Annotated in this window: 22 protein-coding genes and 1 pseudogene; 8 read left to right on the forward strand and 15 right to left on the reverse strand. The window is 71.9% G+C overall.

Annotated features, from left to right (window positions below; all coding sequences use genetic code 11):
- Positions 1–53: 53 nt before the first annotated feature.
- Positions 54–590 carry a DUF4240 domain-containing protein gene (locus ABZU74_RS23410; protein ID WP_355427545.1) on the reverse strand — a complete coding sequence of 179 codons (537 nt, stop codon included), beginning with the start codon at positions 588–590 and terminating at the stop codon, positions 54–56.
- Between the two features lie 61 nt (positions 591–651).
- On the opposite strand from ABZU74_RS23410, the gene ABZU74_RS23415 reads away from it, so the two are divergent.
- The 3 genes and pseudogenes from ABZU74_RS23415 to ABZU74_RS23425 form a co-directional block, all read left to right on the forward strand.
- Positions 652–1,638: a phosphotransferase gene (locus ABZU74_RS23415; protein WP_355427548.1), complete on the forward strand. Its 987-nt coding sequence runs from the start codon at positions 652–654 to the stop codon at positions 1,636–1,638.
- 295 nt (positions 1,639–1,933) lie between these two features.
- Positions 1,934–2,200 (forward strand): 30S ribosomal protein S20, encoded by a 267-nt coding sequence (gene rpsT, locus ABZU74_RS23420; RefSeq protein ID WP_030491765.1) that lies wholly within the window; start codon positions 1,934–1,936, stop codon positions 2,198–2,200.
- Between the two features lie 129 nt (positions 2,201–2,329).
- Positions 2,330–2,476: pseudogene (locus tag ABZU74_RS23425) on the forward strand (hypothetical protein); the annotation flags it as partial.
- Here the strand turns inward: ABZU74_RS23425 and ABZU74_RS23430 are convergent.
- Complete coding sequence (locus ABZU74_RS23430) at positions 2,472–3,071, reverse strand: TetR/AcrR family transcriptional regulator (RefSeq protein WP_355427551.1); 600 nt, start codon at positions 3,069–3,071, stop codon at positions 2,472–2,474. The pseudogene ABZU74_RS23425 and the gene ABZU74_RS23430 sit on opposite strands and share 5 nt — an antisense overlap.
- A 131-nt stretch (positions 3,072–3,202) precedes the next feature.
- Between ABZU74_RS23430 and ABZU74_RS23435 the strand changes: the two genes are divergently transcribed.
- Entirely contained in the window at positions 3,203–3,595 is a 393-nt protein-coding gene (locus ABZU74_RS23435; RefSeq protein ID WP_355427554.1) for an ester cyclase, read from the forward strand.
- Positions 3,596–3,990: 395 nt separating this feature from the next.
- Here the strand turns inward: ABZU74_RS23435 and ABZU74_RS23440 are convergent, their stop codons facing one another.
- The 6 genes from ABZU74_RS23440 to ABZU74_RS23465 all read right to left on the reverse strand — a co-directional run bounded on the left by ABZU74_RS23440 (position 3,991) and on the right by ABZU74_RS23465 (position 9,961).
- The gene (locus tag ABZU74_RS23440; RefSeq protein ID WP_355427557.1) at positions 3,991–4,413 is read right to left on the reverse strand and encodes a hypothetical protein; all 423 of its coding nucleotides are present in this window, start codon (positions 4,411–4,413) and stop codon (positions 3,991–3,993) included.
- Positions 4,410–5,390, reverse strand: a complete 981-nt coding sequence (gene holA / locus ABZU74_RS23445) for a DNA polymerase III subunit delta (RefSeq protein WP_355427560.1) — start codon at positions 5,388–5,390, stop codon at positions 4,410–4,412. Before holA ends, ABZU74_RS23440 begins: the two co-directional genes overlap by 4 nt.
- 187 nt (positions 5,391–5,577) lie before the next feature.
- Positions 5,578–7,983 (reverse strand): ComEC/Rec2 family competence protein, encoded by a 2,406-nt coding sequence (locus ABZU74_RS23450; protein WP_355427563.1) that lies wholly within the window; start codon positions 7,981–7,983, stop codon positions 5,578–5,580.
- A complete protein-coding gene (locus ABZU74_RS23455; RefSeq protein WP_355427566.1) occupies positions 7,980–8,813 on the reverse strand; it encodes a helix-hairpin-helix domain-containing protein in 834 nt (277 codons plus the stop codon). The genes ABZU74_RS23450 and ABZU74_RS23455 overlap by 4 nt, the downstream gene beginning before the upstream one ends.
- Positions 8,814–9,156: 343 nt before the next feature.
- Positions 9,157–9,531 (reverse strand): VOC family protein, encoded by a 375-nt coding sequence (locus ABZU74_RS23460; protein ID WP_355427569.1) that lies wholly within the window; start codon positions 9,529–9,531, stop codon positions 9,157–9,159.
- A 226-nt stretch (positions 9,532–9,757) separates the two neighbouring features.
- The gene (locus ABZU74_RS23465) at positions 9,758–9,961 is read right to left on the reverse strand and encodes a hypothetical protein (RefSeq protein ID WP_355427572.1); all 204 of its coding nucleotides are present in this window, start codon (positions 9,959–9,961) and stop codon (positions 9,758–9,760) included.
- A gap of 250 nt (positions 9,962–10,211) precedes the next feature.
- On the opposite strand from ABZU74_RS23465, the gene ABZU74_RS23470 reads away from it, so the two are divergent.
- The gene (locus tag ABZU74_RS23470) at positions 10,212–10,433 is read left to right on the forward strand and encodes a GntR family transcriptional regulator (protein WP_091409860.1); all 222 of its coding nucleotides are present in this window, start codon (positions 10,212–10,214) and stop codon (positions 10,431–10,433) included.
- Between the two features lie 32 nt (positions 10,434–10,465).
- On the opposite strand, the gene ABZU74_RS23475 is transcribed toward ABZU74_RS23470, so the two are convergent.
- The 5 genes from ABZU74_RS23475 to nadD all read right to left on the reverse strand — a co-directional run bounded on the left by ABZU74_RS23475 (position 10,466) and on the right by nadD (position 13,886).
- On the reverse strand, positions 10,466–11,224 hold the full coding sequence (locus tag ABZU74_RS23475; RefSeq protein WP_355427575.1) for an SDR family oxidoreductase: 759 nt from the start codon (positions 11,222–11,224) through the stop codon (positions 10,466–10,468).
- An 18-nt stretch (positions 11,225–11,242) separates the two neighbouring features.
- Positions 11,243–12,097, reverse strand: coding sequence for a DegV family protein (locus tag ABZU74_RS23480; RefSeq protein WP_355427578.1), 855 nt, complete (start codon positions 12,095–12,097; stop codon positions 11,243–11,245).
- A 48-nt stretch (positions 12,098–12,145) separates the two neighbouring features.
- Positions 12,146–12,775 carry a histidine phosphatase family protein gene (locus tag ABZU74_RS23485; RefSeq protein WP_355427580.1) on the reverse strand — a complete coding sequence of 210 codons (630 nt, stop codon included), beginning with the start codon at positions 12,773–12,775 and terminating at the stop codon, positions 12,146–12,148.
- Positions 12,772–13,179: a ribosome silencing factor gene (gene rsfS / locus ABZU74_RS23490; protein WP_030336526.1), complete on the reverse strand. Its 408-nt coding sequence runs from the start codon at positions 13,177–13,179 to the stop codon at positions 12,772–12,774. The genes ABZU74_RS23485 and rsfS overlap by 4 nt, the downstream gene beginning before the upstream one ends.
- Before the next feature lie 110 nt (positions 13,180–13,289).
- Complete coding sequence (nadD, locus tag ABZU74_RS23495; protein WP_030336528.1) at positions 13,290–13,886, reverse strand: nicotinate-nucleotide adenylyltransferase; 597 nt, start codon at positions 13,884–13,886, stop codon at positions 13,290–13,292.
- 155 nt (positions 13,887–14,041) lie between these two features.
- On the opposite strand from nadD, the gene ABZU74_RS23500 reads away from it, so the two are divergent.
- Both ABZU74_RS23500 and ABZU74_RS23505 read left to right on the forward strand, forming a co-directional pair.
- Complete coding sequence (locus tag ABZU74_RS23500; protein WP_355427583.1) at positions 14,042–14,767, forward strand: PadR family transcriptional regulator; 726 nt, start codon at positions 14,042–14,044, stop codon at positions 14,765–14,767.
- A gap of 191 nt (positions 14,768–14,958) precedes the next feature.
- Positions 14,959–16,164, forward strand: coding sequence for an NAD(P)/FAD-dependent oxidoreductase (locus ABZU74_RS23505; RefSeq protein WP_355427586.1), 1,206 nt, complete (start codon positions 14,959–14,961; stop codon positions 16,162–16,164).
- Between the two features lie 67 nt (positions 16,165–16,231).
- Here ABZU74_RS23505 and pepN read toward each other — a convergent pair whose 3' ends face one another.
- Entirely contained in the window at positions 16,232–18,748 is a 2,517-nt protein-coding gene (gene pepN / locus ABZU74_RS23510) for an aminopeptidase N (protein WP_355427589.1), read from the reverse strand.
- 69 nt (positions 18,749–18,817) lie between these two features.
- Between pepN and ABZU74_RS23515 the strand changes: the two genes are divergently transcribed.
- Positions 18,818–19,036 (forward strand): DUF397 domain-containing protein, encoded by a 219-nt coding sequence (locus ABZU74_RS23515; protein WP_030336536.1) that lies wholly within the window; start codon positions 18,818–18,820, stop codon positions 19,034–19,036.
- Between the two features lie 120 nt (positions 19,037–19,156).
- On the opposite strand, the gene ABZU74_RS23520 is transcribed toward ABZU74_RS23515, so the two are convergent.
- Complete coding sequence (locus tag ABZU74_RS23520) at positions 19,157–19,558, reverse strand: hypothetical protein (protein WP_355427592.1); 402 nt, start codon at positions 19,556–19,558, stop codon at positions 19,157–19,159.
- Positions 19,559–19,595 lie beyond the last annotated feature (37 nt).

Here is a 19,595-nt window from a genome sequence, read left to right on the forward strand (position 1 = left end):
CACGCCGCCGGGGTACGCCCGCTGTGCGGGCGATGGATCGGCCCGAGGACCCCTCACTCCATCGGCGGCTCGACGAAGAGCGCGGCCAACCGGGGCAGCCGCCGACGCGCCTCGTCCTCGTCGTCGAAGTCCCAGAAGTCGTTGAGGTCCGGCGTCCGCACCGGGTCGCGGTCCGCCGGGAGTTCGGTCGCTGTGGCCTTGCGGTACGCGTCCCAGGGCACCGAGAGCATCTGCTCGGCGGAGAACTCCTCACCGCTGAGCGAGGCCGCCCGCACCTGGGGCAGTTCGGCCAGCGAGTCCGGTTCGGCGACGGCGCGGGCGAAGACGGCCCGACCCTGGGTCATCAGCCAGCCCCGGAAGTGTTCGAAGCCGTCGGCCGAGGCACCCCCGTTGATCAGGTACGCCGCACCCCACAGATCCGCCTTGTGCGAGGCGGCCAGCACCCGCGTCTGGTGTCGCGCGTACCCGATGATGTCGTCCGGGTCGCGCTCGGCGAGCAGCGCGACGGCCCGCGCGGCGACCGGGCCGGGCTCACCTCCGCCGCCAGCCCGCGCCTCGTCGATCAACTGCCAGAAGTCCTCGGTCCTCATGGCTTGGCAGTCTGGCAGTGTCGCCGTGCGTCGCGCACGTGCCCCGGGGCAGCATGGTGGGATGTCCTCTCCCCTGCTGCCGCCCGTGCCGTACCACGCGAGCGCCCTGCGCCCGTCGTGGCCGGCGTTGCCCGCGGCGCTGCGGGCCGCCGTCGCCGAACGGCTCGGCGCGCCGGTGGTCACCGCCCGGGTCGCGGGCGCGGGCTTCACCCGGGGGTTCGCCGCCGTGCTCGACACCGCCGACGGTGGTCGGGCCTTCGTCAAGGCCGCACCCGCCGCCGAGCAACCGCATCTGGTCGAGTGGTACGCCCGAGAGGCCGCGATCCTGGATCGGCTGCCGGTGGACCTGCCGGCGCCCCGCCCCCGGTGGACCCTCTCCACGGCCGGCTGGTTCGTGCTCTGCACCGACGCCGTCGACGGGCACACCCCACGCCTGCCCTGGGTGCCTGCCGAGTTGGAAGCGACCCTCGCCGGGTACGCGCAGGTCGCCGCCGCCCTGGCCGACCCGCCGGCCGAGCTGACTACCCTCGGTCTGCCGCGCCTGGCCGACCTGGCCCGGTCGGACATCCTCTGGTGGGAGGAGGTCGCCGCCGGCCGCGAGCCGATCCCAGCACTGCCCGCGCCGCTTCGAGGCCGGCTGCCCGAGCTGGTGGAGTTGGAGTCCCTCCTTCCCCGGTACGCCGCCGGGGCGACCGGCCTGATCCACGGGGACCTGCGGGTCGACAACGTGCTGATCGACTCGGACGGCCGCGCCTGGTTCTGCGACTGGACCTGGGTCTGCTCCGGGCCGGCCTGGTTCGACCTGGCCGGGCTGCTGCTCACCGCGTACGCCAGCGGGCTGGACGCGGACCGGCTCTTCGCCGCGCACCCGGCCACCGCCGGCGCGCCCCCGGACGCGTTGGACGCGACCCTGGCCGCGTTGGCCGGCTACTACCTCACCGGCGCCGCGGCGGCACCGCCGACGGCATCGCCGCACCTGCCAGCCCACCAGCGCTGGAGCGGCGAGCAGTCGCTCGACTGGCTGGCCCGCCGCCAGGGCTGGTGCTAACCATCACCCCGGCGGTCCGGTGCCCGGCGGTCCGGGCGGCGGGCGGTGGTCCGCCTTTGGTGATCGACTCGGGTTCCTTGATAGCGCGGTGTCAACTCGCTGCGGATACCCCGGTTTCCGTGCAGGCGAGTGGATCACTGCCGGTGGCGCCGCGACCCGTGGAGCGGCGTTTGGCAGAGCCGTTTTGGCTCGTCCCGGGCAACCTGGTAACCTGGCTCTTCGCGCAGCGATGACGCATGTTCGTCATCACGCGCAATAAGCTGACCAACCCGAGCTATCAAGACGAGGCTGTCGCGTGGCGAACATCAAGTCCCAGATCAAGCGCAACCGGCAGAACGAGAAGGCCCGGCTGCGCAACAAGTCGGTCAAGTCGTCGCTGAAGACCGCCGTCCGGAAGTTCCACGAGGCTGCCGAGGCCGGTGACGTCGAGAAGGCGACCGCGCTCATGCTCGACGCTTCGCGCAAGCTGGACAAGGCCGTCAGCAAGGGCGTGATCCACTCCAACCAGGCCGCGAACCGCAAGTCCGCGATCGCGAAGCGCGTGGTGTCACTCTCCGCCTGACGACTTCACCGTCAGACTGATTCGGAAAACCCCGGGCCCCCGGCCCGGGGTTTCCGTGTGTCCAGAGGTCGGCCATACACGGGCTGGATCACCACCGCCGTCGCCACCGGGCTGCCAGTCATCAGCACCTTCGCCCGGCACCTCACCGCAGACCTCGACGCGGTCATCGCCGGACTCACCCTGCAATGGAATTCCGGGCCCGTCGAAGGCAACGTCAACCGGATCAAGATACTCAAGCGGCAAATGTACGGCCGCGCTAACTTCGACCTGCTCAGGCCGGTGGCCAGTTCCGTAGTGCGGCGTCGGCTACTTGTTGCAGTTCCTCGCAGGTCGCGCCGCCGGCTGCCTGGACAGCGACGCCGTTCGCGATCGTCATGACGTAGCGGGCGATTTTTTCCGGATCGGCGTCGGAAGGCAGGTCGCCCTCTGCGACGGCCTGCCGGAACCGGTCGCGCAGCAGCCCTTGACCGCCGGCACGCCATGCGGCGAGGACGTCGCGGGCGACCCGCCCGGTCTCGCCGGTGGCCAGCGCGCCCTGGACGCCGAGGCAACCGGCGGGGAGTCCGGGCAGGGTGTTGGCGCGGGCGGAGCCAGCGAGGAAGGCCATGGCGACCTCGCGGGCGGTGGGTGCCCGTAGTGCATCGGCGACGTAGGCGCCGGGACCCAGTTCGTAGCGCTGCAGCGCCTTGCGGAACAGGTCCTCCTTGTTGCCGTAGGCCGCGTACAGGCTTTTGCGAGAGATGCCCATGGCCTCGGTCAGGTCGGTGAGGCTGGCCCCCTCGTAGCCCTGCGCCCAGAAGACCGCCATCGCCTTCTCAAGCGCCGCCTCGGCGTCGAACTCCCGCGGGCGGCCGATCGGTGACGTGCACACTCCCACACTCTACCACTTTGGCACCGACCGGTGCAGAACTGCTATCCTCGAATTCTGCACCGATCGGTGCAGAATTTTTTCCCAGTTGGGAGCCGCATGCTGCGGCACAGAGGAAGAGGAAGAGGAACACGATGACTGAGAGTGGTCTGCGCGACTGGTACATGCGCTACGCCGAGGCGCTCAACAACCACGAGTTCGACCGGATGGGCGAGTTCATCAATGACGAGGTGGTGCTCGGCGGCCACCCCGGTAAGCGCGAGGACGTCGTCACGGTCCTGAAGGGCATCGCCGACGCCGTCCCGGACATCCACTGGGAGGTCGACGAACTGCTCTTCGACCGCGACGGCATCGCCGTCCGAGCCATCAACACCGGCACCCCCGTGAAGGAATGGCTCGGCGTTCCGCCGTCCGGCGCCTCGTTCAAGATCGTCGAATACGCCATCTACCAGGTCAGCGACGGCCGGTTCTCGCATATGACGAACTTGCACGACTCGGCCGAGATGCTCCGGCAGCTGACTGCCTGACCGACGGGGCTCCAGCTGATCCGCGAGCCACAAAGCCCAACAGCCAGCTGGAGTACCCGCGCGGGTCTACGAGCGGGTGAGAGGGATGCACCCTCGATGAAGCCAAGGACCAACCTCGTCAAGCAGTAGATCACCACAAACGACACGTGGGGGCGCCGACGTCGGCGCCCCCACTTGATCTAATTCAAGATCACGCCTAGCGCCAACTTAGTTCCGGTCCTTAAGCTCCAGCGCTTTCAAGGACGCCGAACAATCTGGTGGTGTCGCAAATCGAGGACACGAGTTCCGCTGACGATCCTGCGGCACCGAGACTGACGTCCAGCCGGCGCCCAGAAGCGCGGAGGGCAGTCACGGAGCCGTCTTGGCTCCCTAAAATGGGCCAGAACCCGGCGCGCTCAGTCTGACGGGTTGGCCCGCCGGGGCGGTGGCACCGGGTCGGCGGCGATCACCACGCCGGGCACGCTGTGTGAGACCCACTCCACCCGGGCTCGGCCGACCACCGGTTCCATCTGCCGACGAAACCGGTCCCGTTCCTGCTCGGGCACGAGCGCGGCGGAGCGGACCACTATCGCGGCCACCATGTCGTTGAGTTTGACCATGACCGCCACCACCACCGGCAGCACCAGCACCGCCCACCAGCTGACCAACTCGGCGAGGGCGAGCAGCACCGCCAGGGCGATGGCACCCTCGAAGAAGAGGAAGCACAGCACGCCGCCGGGGTTGACGAACCGTAGGCCGAGGAGCCGGGCGTAGAGCGGCCGGTAACGCTCCTCGTCCACGCGGACGGTGGCCCACGCTGGGCGGTTCGTCCCCGTCACCTGGCGCTGCCCTGCCGGGCCGCCGCGACCGAGAAGACCGCACGCTCCAGGGCGTACGCCCGGTCGTCGGAGCCGCCCTTGACGGCCGCGTTGCACTCGGCGGCCACCTGCATGGCCCGGACCAGGCCCTCCGGCGTCCAGCCCCGTCCCTGCCGCTGCGCCCGCTCGATCTTCCAGGCGGGCATTCCGAGGCTGCTGGCGAGCTGGTACGGGCTACCCCGCCCGGCCGACGCCACCCGGGCCACCGTACGCACCCCGTCGGCCAGGGCGTCGGCGATGGGCACCGGGTCGACCCCGACGTGCAGGGCCCAACGCAGTGCCTCAAGCGCCGCCGGCACGTCGCCGACCATTGTGGCGTCCGCCACGGTGAAGCCGGTCACCTCGACCCGGCCCCGGTAGTAACGGGAGACCGTCTCGGCGCTGATCCGCCCGTCTGTGTCGGCGATCAGCTGGGAACAGGCTGCGGCCAGCTCGCGCAGGTCGTTGCCGACCGCGGCGATGAGCGCCTCGGCGGCGTCGTCGGTGCACTTTCCGCCGGCCCGGCGGATCTCGTCGCGGACGAAGGCCACCCGGTCGCGGTGCCCCTTGAGCTTGGCGGCCGGGATCACCGTCGCGCCGGCCGCCCGCAGACCGTCGGCGAACGCCTTGCCCTTGGCACCCCCCAGGTGCAGCACCAGCAGCTGGACCTCCGGGTCGGGATTCTTCGCGTACGCCAACAGCGCGGCGACCAGGTCCTTGCGGGCGTCCTGGCCGGAACGCAGGATCAGCAGCCGGCGCCCGCCGAACAGGGAGGGGCTGAGCATCTCGGCGATCTCGCCGACGGTGAGCGCGCTGGCCTGGTATTCGCGGACGTCCACCTCGGGGTCGACACCGCGAACCTTCGCGACAGCTTCGGTGACCGCGCGCGTGGCGAGCAGTTCCTCGTCACCGAGGACGAGCAGAATGGGGGCGAGGCTGGCGGGGGTCACGTCGCCCATATTCGCACGGCCTGCGGCGGGATCGTGCCTGCTCATTCGCTGCTTGATCGGCGCAGCCCGCACACAGCGCAAATCCAGACATCTATCTCAATTCCCCTTCTAATCCGCAAGTCGCCCCGATAGTCGAAACTCCGCCTCCTTGATCCACACCGGATCAAGGGAACCGCGGAGGGCAGCCGTGCGCGACTCAGGGCTGCCGGCCGGCGGGCACACCTCGGCGGGCTACCGCCAGACCGTCGCCCGTTCGGATCGCCGCCACATCGCCGTCCGTGTCGGTACGCAGCACCCGCACGCCGCCCCTGCCCAGTTGGGCGAGCAGACTCGGACTCGGGTGCCCGTAGGTGTTGCCGGTGCCCACCGGCACGAGCGCCACCGCCGGCCGGACCGCGTCGAGGAAGCCCGGGTCCTGATACGCCGACCCGTGATGCGCAAGCTTCAACACGTCCGCCCATAACTGGCCGGGCGCCGCCCGGGCAACCATCGCGTGCTGCTCCTCGGTCTCCGCGTCCCCGGCCAGCAGGATCCGCACCCCGGCCACCGTGGCGAGCAGCACCAACGAGTTGTTGTTCGGGTCGGACCTGGTCCCGGTCAGCGGGTACGGCGGGCCGAGCACCAGCAGGTCGACCCCGCCCACGGGGTGGCGAGCGCCGGCCACGGTGGTCAGCAGCGCGGCCCGCCCGCCGGTGGCTGCCGCCCGAACCAGGTCCCGGCCGCTCTCCGGGTCCGTCGACGACGGCGTCAGGACTGCACCCACCCGCCTCCCCCGGAACACTCCGGCCACCCCGCCCACGTGGTCCGCGTGGAAGTGGCTGATCACCAGCAGGGGCACCTCCCGTACGCCGAGCCGACGTAGGCAACCGTCCACCGCGCCCGGTTCCGGCCCGGTGTCCACCACCACGGCCCGGCCGGGGTCGACCGGGAGCACCAGGGCGTCGCCCTGGCCCACCGCGCAGGCCACCACCACCCACCCGGCGGGCGGCCAGCCGGCGGCTACCAGCCGAACCGGCAGGGCACCCAGCACGGAGGCAACCCCCACCACCGCCACCAGCCGGCGTACGAGTGGTCGGCGCACCGCGATCAGCAGCGCGACGGTCAGCCCGGTCAGCAGCAGGGCACCGGGGACCCCGCCCGGCCACGGCAGGGTGCCACCCGGCAGTCCAGCACCCTGTCGGGCGATGACCACCAGCCACCAGGCCGGCCAGCTCGCCAGCCACGCGACGAACTCGGCACCGGCCGGCCAGATCGGCGACACCATGGCCGCCAGCACGCCCAGCACTGTCGCTGGCGCGATGGCTGGCACCGCCAGCAGGTTCGCTGGCACCGCCACCAGGCTCACCGTGCCGGAGATCCCGGCGACGACCGGACCGCAGGCCAGTTGGGCGGCCGCCGGCACTGCCAACGCCTCGGCCAGCCCAGGTGGGACGCCTCGCCGACGCAACCCGTCCCGCCAGCGCGGCGCGAGCAGCAGCAGGCCACCGGTGGCCAGCACGGAGAGGGCGAACCCGGGATCCCCGGCCAGCTCGGGGTCGACGAGGACCAGCACCGTCACGGCGGCGGCCAGCGCGGGCAGTGCCGCCCGAGGTCGACCGGCGGCGAGCGCGGCGAGCGCGATCGCTCCCATCGTGGCGGCCCGTACGACGCTCGGCGACGGGCGGACCAGGATGACGAACCCCACCAGCGCCACCCCACACAGCGCGGCGGCGAGCCACGGACCGGCGCGCGACCAACGGGCCAGCAACAGCACCGCGCCCACCACGATCGCCACGTTGGAGCCGGAGACCGCGTTGAGATGGGTCATCCCGGTGGCCTGGAAGTCCTCCTCGACGGCGGGTGGCAGTCGGCTGGTGTCGCCCACCACCAGACCGGGCAGCAGCCCACCGCGGTCGTCGGGGAGGGGCGCGCAGGCCCGTTGCAGGCCGGCACGCAGTGCCCCGGCGGCGCGCTGCGCCCAGGACGGCGCGCCGTGCCGCTGCGGCGGATCGTTGGTGCTGAGCACCGCCGCGGTGAGGTCGCCGCCGCGCGGAACGCCGAGCCGGCCGTCGACGGTGAGGCGCTGCCCGGGCAGCAGGCCCCGCCATGCCGGGTCGGTCGCCAGGACGAGCAGGCGCACCGACGCGTGGATCCGTCGACCATCCGGGCCGGTGAACCGGACCAGCTCGGTGGACACCAGCACCATGCCCGGCCGCCCGGCGCTCCGGATCGGACGCGGGTCGTCCCGGACGACCAGGTCGGCGGTGATCGGAGCGCGTTGTTCGGCGAGGGCACGGATCGCCGGCGCGTCGCGAACGGCGAGCCGGGCGGCGGTGGCCGCGCCACCGCAGACCACTCCGAGGCCGACCGCCACGGCCACCCACCCGTAGCGCCGCACCACGGCTCTGGGACGGCCGAGGCGGCCGAGCAGATGCACGGCGCCAATTGCCGTCAGACCGGCCGCCGTGCCGGCCACCAGCAGCATGGCGCGGCTGCCGAGATGCAGCCCGGCAAGCGCGGTGAGCCACGCCGCCACGGCGAGCCCAGCCAGTCGCAGATCCGGCGGCGGGGACGGCGACTGGCTGGCCCGCGGTGGGGCGGCGGCGACGGCGGACCCGCTCACACCGTCACCAGATCCTTGAGCTGCTCGTAACGGGCATCGCCGATCCCGTCGACCTGGCGTAGGTCGCCAACGGACTTGAACCCACCGTGCTGATCTCGATGAGCGAGGATCCGTTGGGCGAGCACCGGGCCGACCCCGGGCAGCGCGTCGAGCTGCGCCAGTGTCGCGGTGTTGAGGTTCAGCGGCCCGACGGCAGGTCCCGCATCGCCCGCCGCAGGCCCGGCCGCACCGCCCGGCACCGGCGGTGGCGTCACCCCGACCACGATCAGCTCGCCGTCGGTGACCTTGCGGGCGGGGTTGAGCAGCGCCACGTCGACCCCCGGGAGCGCGCCGCCGGCCGCCTGCACCGCGTCGGCAAGCCGGGACCCGGCCGGCAGGCGTACCAAACCGGGTTTTCGGACCTTTCCCGCGACCGCCACCACCACCTCGCCGGAGCCGGACACGGTGGGGTCAGCAAGGGGCACGGCCGACGCGGTCTCGCTGACCAGCGGGGCGACCGGCTCCGACCGCGGCCGGGCCTGCCAGGCCCAACCTGCCGCACCCACGACCACCACCACGGCGACCACCGCCAACGCCCGCACACCGCGCCGCCCGGGGTCGAACGCCCCTGGGCCGGGCAACCGTGGCTCCGGTGGGACCGTGAGGCCGTCCGATGCCGGCTCCGCGACCAACGCGGCGGCCCGGGGCAGCACGTCCGCGGGCTGCGCGCCGACCAGGGAGGACGGGGGTACGCCCGCGTGCGGAGCCTCCGGCCGGGGCGGCGGTGCGACAGCCGCCTCCGTCAGCCGGCGCAGGCGCTGGCGTACCTCTGTCTCCTCGTCGTGCGACACAGCGCGACGCTATGGCGGCGGCCGGGACGGTGGGAGATGACGGCACTGTCCTGTGGACAACCATCGCCACTGTGGACAACGCCCTGATCATGGCCCGATCTGGTAAACGACAGCCCATGTCGACGCGGGGCCTGGGCAGCCGGTCTGGTTGCCGGCACCCACGTCGAGCGGACCACCCTCACCTGCAGGGGAAGTCACTCCTCCATCGCCGCGCTCGCCCGTACCGAACCCGACGGACGCCGAATCCCCTACGCCCGGGCGAGAGCGGCCCCGCGGCCCACGAGGCTCAGCAGCGAAGCTGCTGGCCGGTGGGGCAACCGCGCCCGACCGGCCGACGGGCCTGCTACAGGTACGGCCGGGTGATGATCTCGATCGCGTGGCCGGCCGGGTCGAAGAAGTAGAAGCCCCGCCCACCGTGCTCGGTGTTGGTCTCCCCCTCGCGCTTCAACTGCGGGTCGGCCCAGTACGTGATGCCACGCCCCTCGACGAACGCCAGGCATCGCGCGAACAACTCGTCGTCGACGAGGAACGCGTAGTGCTGCATCTGGATGTCCACCGGCGGCTCGGCGAACTGGAGCAGCACACCCTCGTCCAGCCGGACGTTGGCGAACGGCCCCCACGACGGCGCCTCCGGCAGCTCGAACAACTCCCGGTAGAACGCGGCCGAGGCGCTCTTGTCCTTGCTGGCGATGATGGTGTGGTTGAACGTGACTGTCATCCGTACCGTCTTCTTTCCCGGTCGATCCGAAGACCCGACCGGAGGCCCAGCGTTCACCCAGCCACGCAGATGACGAAGCCCCGGGGGCACCGACGCCCCGGATCCCGCACGAGAGACGCGCACATCACGTCGATCTCGGCGTGGTGGCTGAAGTAGCCAGAACCTCCGGGGGTAGGCCCATCTGGGGCGCGCACGGAGGCTAACACAGCGGCGCGGGCAGGATCATTCACCGTTTCTGGAGCATGACCGAGGCGACTTCTGCCATGACCACCAACGCCCAATCGAGTTGTCGGCACTCGCTGTGTCCTCGGCACTCCAGGCACCCGCCCGCCCGCCACGGCTGGTCGAGCGCCCGGGTCCAGTGAGCATCCAGCACCCGCTTGGCCATGAACAGTTCGGTCGCCGTGGACACGGGTTCATCGATTGGCATGTTCGGCGCCTCCGCGCGATCCGAAGTAGCCCGCCCTGGGGGCCGAAGCCTCGCGATGCGCTCCCTCAGGGCGGGCAGACCGGATACCTCAGGAGTGCTGAAGTCCAGGAGCACCCGGCCACTGTCTCACTGTATCCACTGTCTCAGTGTAGTCAAGTTCTCACTATCTCCACTTTGCTGCGTTGTCGCCTTGTCTCGATCACGCCCGGACTGGAAACATGATCTCCGCTGAAGTCCGGGAGAGCCGCTCATGCCGACGAGACCACCGCACTACCGCCGTGTGGCGGACGACATCGAGCAGAAGATCCGCTCAGGCGAATACTCGCCTGGCCAACAACTGCCGTCGGTGTCCGAGATCGGCGAGCTCTACAACGTGGCACGCTCCACGGCCTATCGAGCCGTCAAGGAACTGCACGAGCGGAACCTAATCTACGGTCAGCAGGGGCAGGGCGTCTTCGTCGCCGACAGCTAGCGTCGATGGCGACACCCGCGCCCTACGTATGGTCAGCGAGCCTCCGGGTCGAGGCCGAGCACCGCTCGTCCCCCGTCGACCGGCAGGATCACCCCGTTGACGAAGCTCGCCGCCGGTGACAGCAGGTACGCGACGGCCTCGGCCACCTCCTCGGCCCGCCCGATGCGGCCCACCGGGTGCAGCCGATTCAGCTCGGCGTCGATCCACTGGGCCTGGGTGGGCTCCTGCGCGGCCAGGAATTCGGCGTGCCGCTCGGTGGCGATCGAGCCGAGCGCGACCGCGTTCGCGCGGATGCCGTGTTTGCCGTACTCGACGGCCAACGCCCGGGTCAGCCCCTCCACGGCGGCCTTCGCCGTCGCGTACGGCAGGGCACCGGACACCGGCCGGCGGGCCTGGTGCGACGAGACGTTGACGATCGCGCCGCCGGCGGCGCGGGCCAGGAAGCGCCGGACGGCGACCGCGGCGCCCACCACGGCGGGGCGCAGGTTCAAGCCGATCAGTTCCAGCACCGTGTCGGCCGACGCGGAGTGCAGTGCGGCATCGCGGAACACCGCTGCGTTGTTCACCCAGCCGGTCAGCGGCGCGGCGCGTTCGGCCAGTTCGGCGGCGCGTTCGGCCACCTGCTCGTCGGCGGCGTCGCCGATCACCGCGACGAGCCGGTCGGCGGCCGGATGGCCGGCCAACCAGTCGACCGCGTCGGCGTCGCGTTCCAGCACGACGATGGTGGCGCCGGTGGCCAGCAGTCGTTCCACCACGGCCCGGCCGACACCGCGTCCGCCCCCGGTCACCACGCACGACGTGGGCAGGACTCAGCCCTCCGGTCGGCGGTGGACGACCACGCAGGCCAGGCCCGGCCCTGCGTGCGCGGCGACGACGGCACCCGCCTCGGAGACGTACGTGTCGTGCAGCCGGTCACCGAACCGCTCGGTCAGCGCGGCGCGCAACGCCTCGGCCCGTTGCGGCGCCGCCAGGTGGTGCACCCCGAGGTCCACGTCGTCGTCGCCGGCTGCCTCGACGGCCAGGTCCACGAGACGTGCCACTCCCCGGCTGGCGGTGCGGACCTTCTCGCGGAGCACGATCGCACCGTCCGGCATATGCATGATCGGCTTGACGGACAGCGCGGTGCCGACCAGCGCCTCGGCCGCGTTGATCCGGCCGCCCCGGCGGAGGAACTCCAGCGTGTCGACGTAGAACCAGACTGTGGTGCGGGCAATGGCGGTGAGCGCCGCGTCGCGTACACCGGGAAGGTCGGCGCCGGCCTCGGCGGCGGTGGCGGCGGCGATGGCCGGAAAGCCCAGGCCCATGCCCGCCGAGCGGCTGTCCACGACCTCGACCCGGCCGTCCAGGTCGGCGGCGGCGAGCCGGGCGGCCTCGACCGTGCCGGACAGCGCGGCGGAGAGGTGCACCGAGACGATCCCGTCGGCGCCGGCGTCGAGCAGTCGGCGGTACGTCCGGGCGAACTGCTCGGGTGCCGGGCGGGAGGTGGTCGCTGTGACCCGGCGGGCGCTCAGTGCCAGGGTCGCGTCGGCGGGCTGGGTCTCCACCCCCTCCAGCCCTTCCGCGCCGTTGAGCACGACTGTCAACGGCACGACGGTGAGCCGGTGCGCCTGCACCAGCTCGGGCGGAAGGTAGGCGGTGGAGTCGATGACAACCGCGACGGGCATGCCCGGCACGCTAGCCGATCGCGGCCGTGAACGCCGAGGCGCGAGTGCTCAGACCGCGTCGACGGCGACCGGTGCGGTGATCAGGCCGACGTTGTGGGCCCGCAACTGCCACCCGCGGACGTCGTCGTGGCGCAGTTCGGTCCAGTGGCAGTTGGCCAGCGAACCGACGGTGCGCAGCACGGCAGCGTCCCAGCCGAGCAGGTGACCGATGCCCTGCCGGGAGCCGCCACCGTGAGTGGCGATCACCACGGTGCCGCCCGGGGCCGCGTCGGCTGCCTCCTGTAGCGCGGCGCCGACCCGCTCGCCGAGGTCGTGCAGGGGCTCCAGATCCGCACCCGGGTCGGGGTCTCCGGCCCGCCAGCGCGCGTACTCCGCGGGGAAGCGTTCGGCGACCTCGGTGAGGTGCAGACCCTGCCACTGGCCGAAGTGCCGCTCGCGCAGCCGGGCGTCGGTGCGGACCGGCAGGCCGGTCAGCGCGGCGAGCGCGGCGGCGGTCTCCGCGGCGCGGCTCAGGTCGCTGGCCACGATGGCGTCGGGCCGAAGCGCCGCGAGCAGCGGGGCGGCGGCGCGGGCCTGGTCGCGGCCAATCTCGTTGAGGGGCACGTCGGTCTGCCCCTGGACGCGGTTCGCGGCGTTCCAGTCGGTGTTGCCGTGCCGCCAGACGATCAGTCGGGTCATTCGGCGGCGGCGGACCCGCTGGCGTCGGCCTCGACCAGGTCGCGATCGACGAACGGGATGGTGGGGCAGTCCTTCCAGAGGCGGTCGAGCCCGTAGAACTCGCGCTCCTCGGTGTGCTGGACGTGCACCACGATGTCGACGTAGTCGAGCAGCACCCAGCGGCCACCACGCTCGCCCTCGCGCCGCACCGGCTTCGCCTTCTCCGGCAGCTCGAGCAGGCTCTCCTCGATGGCGTCGACGATGGCCAGCACCTGACGCTCGTTGGGGGCAGCGGCGAGCACGAACGCGTCGGTGATGGCGAGCTGGTCGCCGACGTCGATGATCGTGATGTCCTGCGCCTTCTTGTCGGCGGCGGCCTGCGCGGCCGCGATAGCCAGCTCGTGAGCGCGTTCGGAAACTGTCACCGTTCTCCTTCGATCAAGCGTGCGATCCTCCAAGCGTCTCATACCCGGCGGCACCCCGATCGCGCAGTTCTGCTCGGTTAACTGCACGAATGTGGGCATAACGGGTGCGCTCAGCGCTGATAGAGGCTCCGCTTGGCGATGTACTGCACCACACCGTCGGGCACCAGGTACCAGACCGGCTCGCCTCTGGCGACCCGAGCACGACAGTCGGTCGACGAAATGGACATCGCGGGCACCTGGATCAGGCTGACGGTATCCGCCGGAAGGTGCTTGTCACTCAGCGGGAAACCGGGCCGGGTCACGCCGATGAAGTGGGCCAGCTCGAAGATCTCGTCCAGATCCTTCCAGGACAGGATGCGTTGCAGGGCGTCCGCGCCGGTGATGAAGAACAACTGCACCTTCGGGCCGTACTCGGCCTGCAGGTCACGCAGCGTGTCGACCGTGTAGGTCGGCCCGCTACGGTCGATGTCGACCCGGCTGACCTGGAAGCGCGGGTTGGAGGCGGTGGCGATCACGGTCATCAGGTATCGGTCCTCGGCCGGGCTGACCGGCTCGTCGGCCTTCTGCCACGGCTGCCCGGTGGGAACGAAGACCACCTCGTCCAGGCCGAACCGGTCCGCCACCTCGCTGGCCGCCACGAGGTGCCCGTGGTGGATCGGGTCGAAGGTGCCACCCATGATCCCGATCCGCCGGATATCTTCCTCCACCCAATGATCGTAGGCCGAGCGTCGTGGCGGACCGTCCCGGCCCGGCACCGCCGTGCGCGGGCATCGGAGGACGTGGTGCGACAGGGGTCGCGGCAGCCCTGCACGGCGGCGTATATTCGTCTACGAGTAACCGTCGACGAGCGAGGGGAATCATCGTGGCGAAGCGGCGCAAGGTCGGCAATCTGCTGGCGCTGGCCGTGCTGGCCGCCCTGGTCCAGCGGCCGATGCACCCGTACGAGATCGCCACCGCACTACGTGCCTGGGGCAAGGACCAGGACATGGAGTTCAAGTGGGGGTCCTTCTACACGGTGATCGGCAACCTGGACAAACACCACCTGATCGAGGCGGTGGAGAGTGTGCGCGAGGGCCGACGCCCGGAACGCACCGTCTACCGGATCACCGACGCGGGGCGGGCCGAGCTGGTCGACTGGGCCCGCGAGCTGGTCTCCACCCCGATGGCGGAGCACCCACGCTTCCGGGCCGGGTTGTCAGTGCTCGCCGCGCTGCATCCCGACGAGGCCACCGAGCTGCTGCGGCAACGGCTCGATCTCCTGGAGGCCGCGCTCCGCCAGGACCGCGACGCGCTGGACGGGCACCTGCGGGAGATCCCGCGGCTGTTCCTCGTGGAGTCGGAGTACGACCTCGCCATGCGGGACGCGGAGGCGGCCTGGCTGCGGGCACTGCTCGCCGAGCTGACCTCGGGCAGCTACCCCGGGTTGGACACCTGGCGGACGTTCCACGAGACCGGCGAGATGCCGGCCGAGCTGACCGAGTTGGCCGCGAGAGGCAGCACCCCGGAGGCCAACCCCGACACCCCGACCACCAACCCCCCGGAGGCCAGCCCCGACAGCAGGAGCCGGAGAGCCGACACCACCGGCTGAAGAACGGCCCCGGCGAGGTGCGCCAACACCTCACCGGGGCCCTGACCCCGAACCGACGCCTGGGAAGGCACCCGGCCCGAAGCGGCAACCACGAGGATAACCGGGCTCCCTCCCAGGTCCGCGTGCCCGCGCACCGGCCGCACCAGGTCCGCGCGCCCGCGCATCAACGACCACCCACCCAGGGAGAGAGCATGACCACGGTACGAACCGCGATCGTCATCGGCGGTGGCATCGCCGGGCCGGTGACAGCGCTCGCGCTGCGCCGCGCCGGCATCACCGCAACCGTCTACGAGGCGTACCCGACAACGGCCAGCGGCATCGGCGGCACCCTCGCCCTCGCGCCCAACGGCGTGGCGGCTCTGCGTACTGTCGGCGCCCACGAGGCGGTGACGGCGATCGCCACACCGATCGGCCGCAGCGCTCTGGCCGTCGGCCGCCGCCGCATCGAGATGCCCACGCTGACCGGGGTGCCGCCGCTGCACGTGGTGCATCGGGCCGAGCTTTACCAGGTGCTGCACGACCAGGCATTCGCTGAGGGCGTGCCGTTTGCGTACGGCAAGCGGCTGGTCGGCGCCGAGCAGACCGACGACTGCGTGATCGCCCGCTTCGAGGACGGCAGCACCGCGACAGCCGACATCCTCGTCGGCGCGGACGGGATCCGCTCCACGGTCCGGGGTCTCATCGACCCGGCCGCGCCCGGTCCCCGGTTCACCGGACTGCTCGGCGTCGAGGCGGTCGCCCGACACGAGGTGGACGCCGAGCCGGGCACTATGACGTTCGCGTTCGGGCGACGCGGCTACTACCTGTACTGGCCGGAGCCGGGCGGCGGCACCCGGTGGGGGGCCAACCTGCCGCAGCAGCGGCCGATGAGCCTCGTCGAGGCCCAGGCGGTGCCGGCGGAGCAGTGGATGGACACGCTGCGCGCCACCTACGGCGACGACGACCCGGGCCGGGATCTGGTAGCGACAAGCAACGCCGACGACCTGCAGGTGGTCGGGTCGTTGCAGATCATGCCGCCCGTGCCGCACTGGTATCGGGGCCGGATGGTGCTGGTCGGCGACGCGGCGCACGCGCCGTCGAACAGTTCGGGGCAGGGCGCGTCGTTGGCCATCGAGAGCGCGGTGCAGCTCGCCCGCTGCCTGCGTGACCTGCCGGACGTCCAGGCGGCGTTCGCCGCGTACGTGCGGCTGCGTCGTACCCGGGTGGAGAAGGTCGCGGCCCGGGCGGCCCGGATCAACCATGCGAAGGCTCCCGGTGCGGTCGCGCGGACGCTGATGCCGTTGCTGATGCCGCTGATGGTCCGCACGGTGCTGGACCCGGAGAAGACCATCGCCGACGAGCAGCGCTACGTCATCGACTGGGACGCGCCGGTCACGGCGGAGCCCGCCCTGCGCTGAGCGGTGGGCCGCGCGGGGTGGCCGGCCAGCCACCCCGCGCCAGCAACCCGCGGCGGATGGTCGGCGCTCAAGCCGACGCGGCGGCCACCGCCGTCCGGGCGACCAGCGCGCGGCGCAGGTCGTCGTCGGCGTCGGTCACCACCCGGCGCAGCCCGGGAGTCAGATCGTCGCGGGCCAGCAGCGCCGCGGCCGCCTCCCGGGTGGGCTGCGCCACGGCGTAGCGGGGGAACGCCAGGGCCGCCACCCGGTCGGCCGTCCAGGGGGTACGCCGGTGCGCGGCAGCCGGCATCTCCGCGAAGTACCGATCCACGTACGCGGTGGTCAGGTCGGCCTGTTCGGGCTGCCAGAACCCCTCGGTGATCGCCTCCAGCAGCCGACCGGACAGCTCGGTGCCCCGCACGATGATCTCCCAGGTCGCCTGCTTCGCCATTGGATCGGGCAGGGCGGCCCGGCAGTGGGCGGCCCGTTCCGCGCCCGCGGAGCTGTTGTCGGCGGCGGCCTCGATGGCGATCTCCGCCTCGCCGGCGGCGCCCAGCACCACCAGGCGACGCAGCACCGCCCAGCGCAGCTCCGCGTCGACCTTCAGACCGGCCGGCACGTCCCGGCCGGCGAGCCAACCGACCAGCAGATCGGCGTCGGTGGTCGCGGCGATCCAGCCCCGGGCGGCGGCGAGCTGCAACGACTCCCCGGCCGGCGCGCCGTCGAGCAGCCGCTGGCACGCCCCTGCGACCCTGGCCAGCGCCGTGGAGCGGGTCAGCGGGTCGAGGTAGCGGTCGACCAGGGACCGGCTGAGCGTCAGCACGTCCTCCGCGATGATCACCTCGGTCTCGGTGGGCAGCGCGGCGGCCACCAGATCGACCAGGCCGGTGACCGGCCGCTCGCCGTCGGTTGCCGCGTCCAGGGCCTCGCGCCAGAGCACCGCCCTCGCCAGCGGGTCGGTCAGAGCGGGCAGCACCTGCTCGACGGCGTCCGCCGACGCCGGGTCGAGACGTACCTTCGCGAAGGTGAGGTCACCGTCGTTGAGCAGCAACAGCCGGGCCGCCGGCTCGCCGGTCAGCGCACCGAGCACCGTCCGGCCTCCGTCGGTGTTCGGGTCGATGTCGACCTCGTCGCGCCGCCCGGTGCCGTCGGTCGAGTAGCGGCCCACGCCGATCCGGTGTGGGCGCAGCACCGGGTACGACTCGGGCGCGGTCTGCACCACGGCGACCTCGGTGTAGCGGCCGTCGGCGTCGACGGCGACCTCGGCACGCAGCGTGTTGACCTGCGGTCGGCGCAACCACAGCTCGGCCCAGTCGGACAGGTCCCGCCCGCTGCTGGCGGAGAGGCTGGCCAGCAGGTCGGCGAGGGTGGCGTTGCCGAAGCGGTGTGCGGCGAAGTGCGCGTTCAGACCGGCGAGGAACGCCTCGTCGCCGAGCCACGCGACCAGCTGCCGCAGCACGCTGGCCCCCTTGGCGTACGAGATGCCGTCGAAGTTGAGCAGGCCCTCCTCGGCGTCGGCCACCTCCTGCGGAGCGATCGGGTGGGTGGAGGGCCGCTGGTCGGCGGCGTACCCCCAGGCCTTGCGACGCATGGCGAAGGTGGTCCATGCCTGATCGAATCGCGTCGCCTCGGCGGTGACCCGGGTGCCCAGGTATTCCGCGAAGGACTCGTTCAACCACAGGTCGTCCCACCAGCGCATGGTGACCAGGTCACCGAACCACATGTGGGCCATCTCGTGGGCGATGGTGCCGGCCCGCTGCTCGCGCTGGGTGTCGGTGACCGCCGAACGGAACACGTAGTCGTCGCGGAAGGTGACCAGGCCCGGGTTCTCCATCGCGCCGCCGTTGAACTCGGGCACGAACGCCTGGTCGTACTTGCCGAACGGGTAGCGCTCGGTGAAGAGCTGGTGGAACCGGTCCAGGCACTGCCGGGTGATGGTGAAGATTTCCTCGGCGTCGGCGTCCAGGTGCTCGGCGAGCGACCGGCGGCAGTAGATGCCCAGCGGTATGCCGTCGTGCTCGGCCCGCCGGACGTGGTACGGCCCGGCGATCAGCGAGAAGAAGTACGTGGCCAGGGGCGCGCTCGCCGCGAACTCCCAGCGCCCGGGGGCCGGGTTGGCGGCCAGCTCGGCGTTACCGGCGACGATCCACTGCGGCGGCGCGGTGACCGAGAGGGTGACCGGGGCCTTGAGGTCGGGCTGGTCGAAGGCGGCGAAGATGCGCGGCGCGTTGTCGAGGAAGGACTCGGCGTAGAGGTAGGTCTCGCCGTCGGCCGGGTCGACGAAGCGGTGCATCCCCTCCCCCGTCTTGGAGTACGCCATCTCGGCCTCGACGAGGAGCGTGTTCTCCACGGCCAGGTCGTCGAGAGGGAGCCGGTTGTCGGTGAGCACTGCGGGATCGAGGTCGCGGTCGTTGAGGCGTACACCCAGCAGTGTGGCGGGCTTGACCTCGGCGAAGGTCGCGGCGCCGGCGGTGGCCCGGAACCGGATCTCGACGCGGGAGCGGAACACGTCACCGTCGCCGGTCAGGTCGAGGTCCACCTGATAGGACTCGACAGTAATCGCCGCGCCACGCGCGGTCGCCTCTACACGGGTCAGGCTCGGCATCCGCTTATCCTGCCCGATGGGGATCGGCACCCGGTCACCACACGACCCTCGGCACTGGAGGAAAGAACCATGGCGCAGCACCCCAAGGGCGACTTCGACCTCTCTCGGGCGGTCTGGCAGCGGGCCGAGGGGGACACCTCCGACAGCGCCGTTGAGGTCGCCTTCGTCGACGACCTGATCGGGATGCGCAACTCGGCCGAGCCGGACGGGCCGGTGCTGGTCTTCACCCAGGCCGAGTGGGACGCCTTCGTGGCCGGTGCGCAGGACGGTGAGTTCGACCTGGACTGATCGTGCCGACCGACCCGTCGGTGGTGGATCGCCGTGCCGTTGCCCATGATCGGGACACCGGCACGGTCAGCCCGACGGGCTGGCCGACACCCTCTCGGATCGACCACCCGGGGCTGGTGGTCAGTCATCGCCGGGGCCGTCGCCGTCGCCCCAGCCGAGGCCACCGGGGCCCTGGGCGTGGTGGAAACCCGGATGGTCCGCCACGTCGACGCACCGCTCTCCGTCCGGGCCGACCGCGCCGCAGAACAGCCGCTCGGCCCGCTGCCAGGCGTCCGCGGGTGACAGGGCCGCCGCCCCGAGTGCCACCTCCGAGCGGAGCAGGCTCAGCGCCTCGGCGTAGGCCACGGCCAGCTCCCGCGCCTCGGCCGGGCCTGGCGCGGTGAAGCCCAGGTGCACTGTGAAGAACCTGTGCGGACGGGTGGGCCGCCGCGGCGGCCCGATCAGTGACCGTCCGTCGCGGCCTTGGCCGAGTGCTCCGGCCGCTCGCCGCTGCCGCCAGTGCGGCGATCTGTTGTCGCGCATCCGCCCTCCCCGTGCTCGTCCCACCAGCAGCAAACCA

The sequence above is a fragment of the Micromonospora sp. NPDC005171 genome (assembly GCF_040608575.1).
GTDB lineage: Bacteria > Actinomycetota > Actinomycetes > Mycobacteriales > Micromonosporaceae > Micromonospora.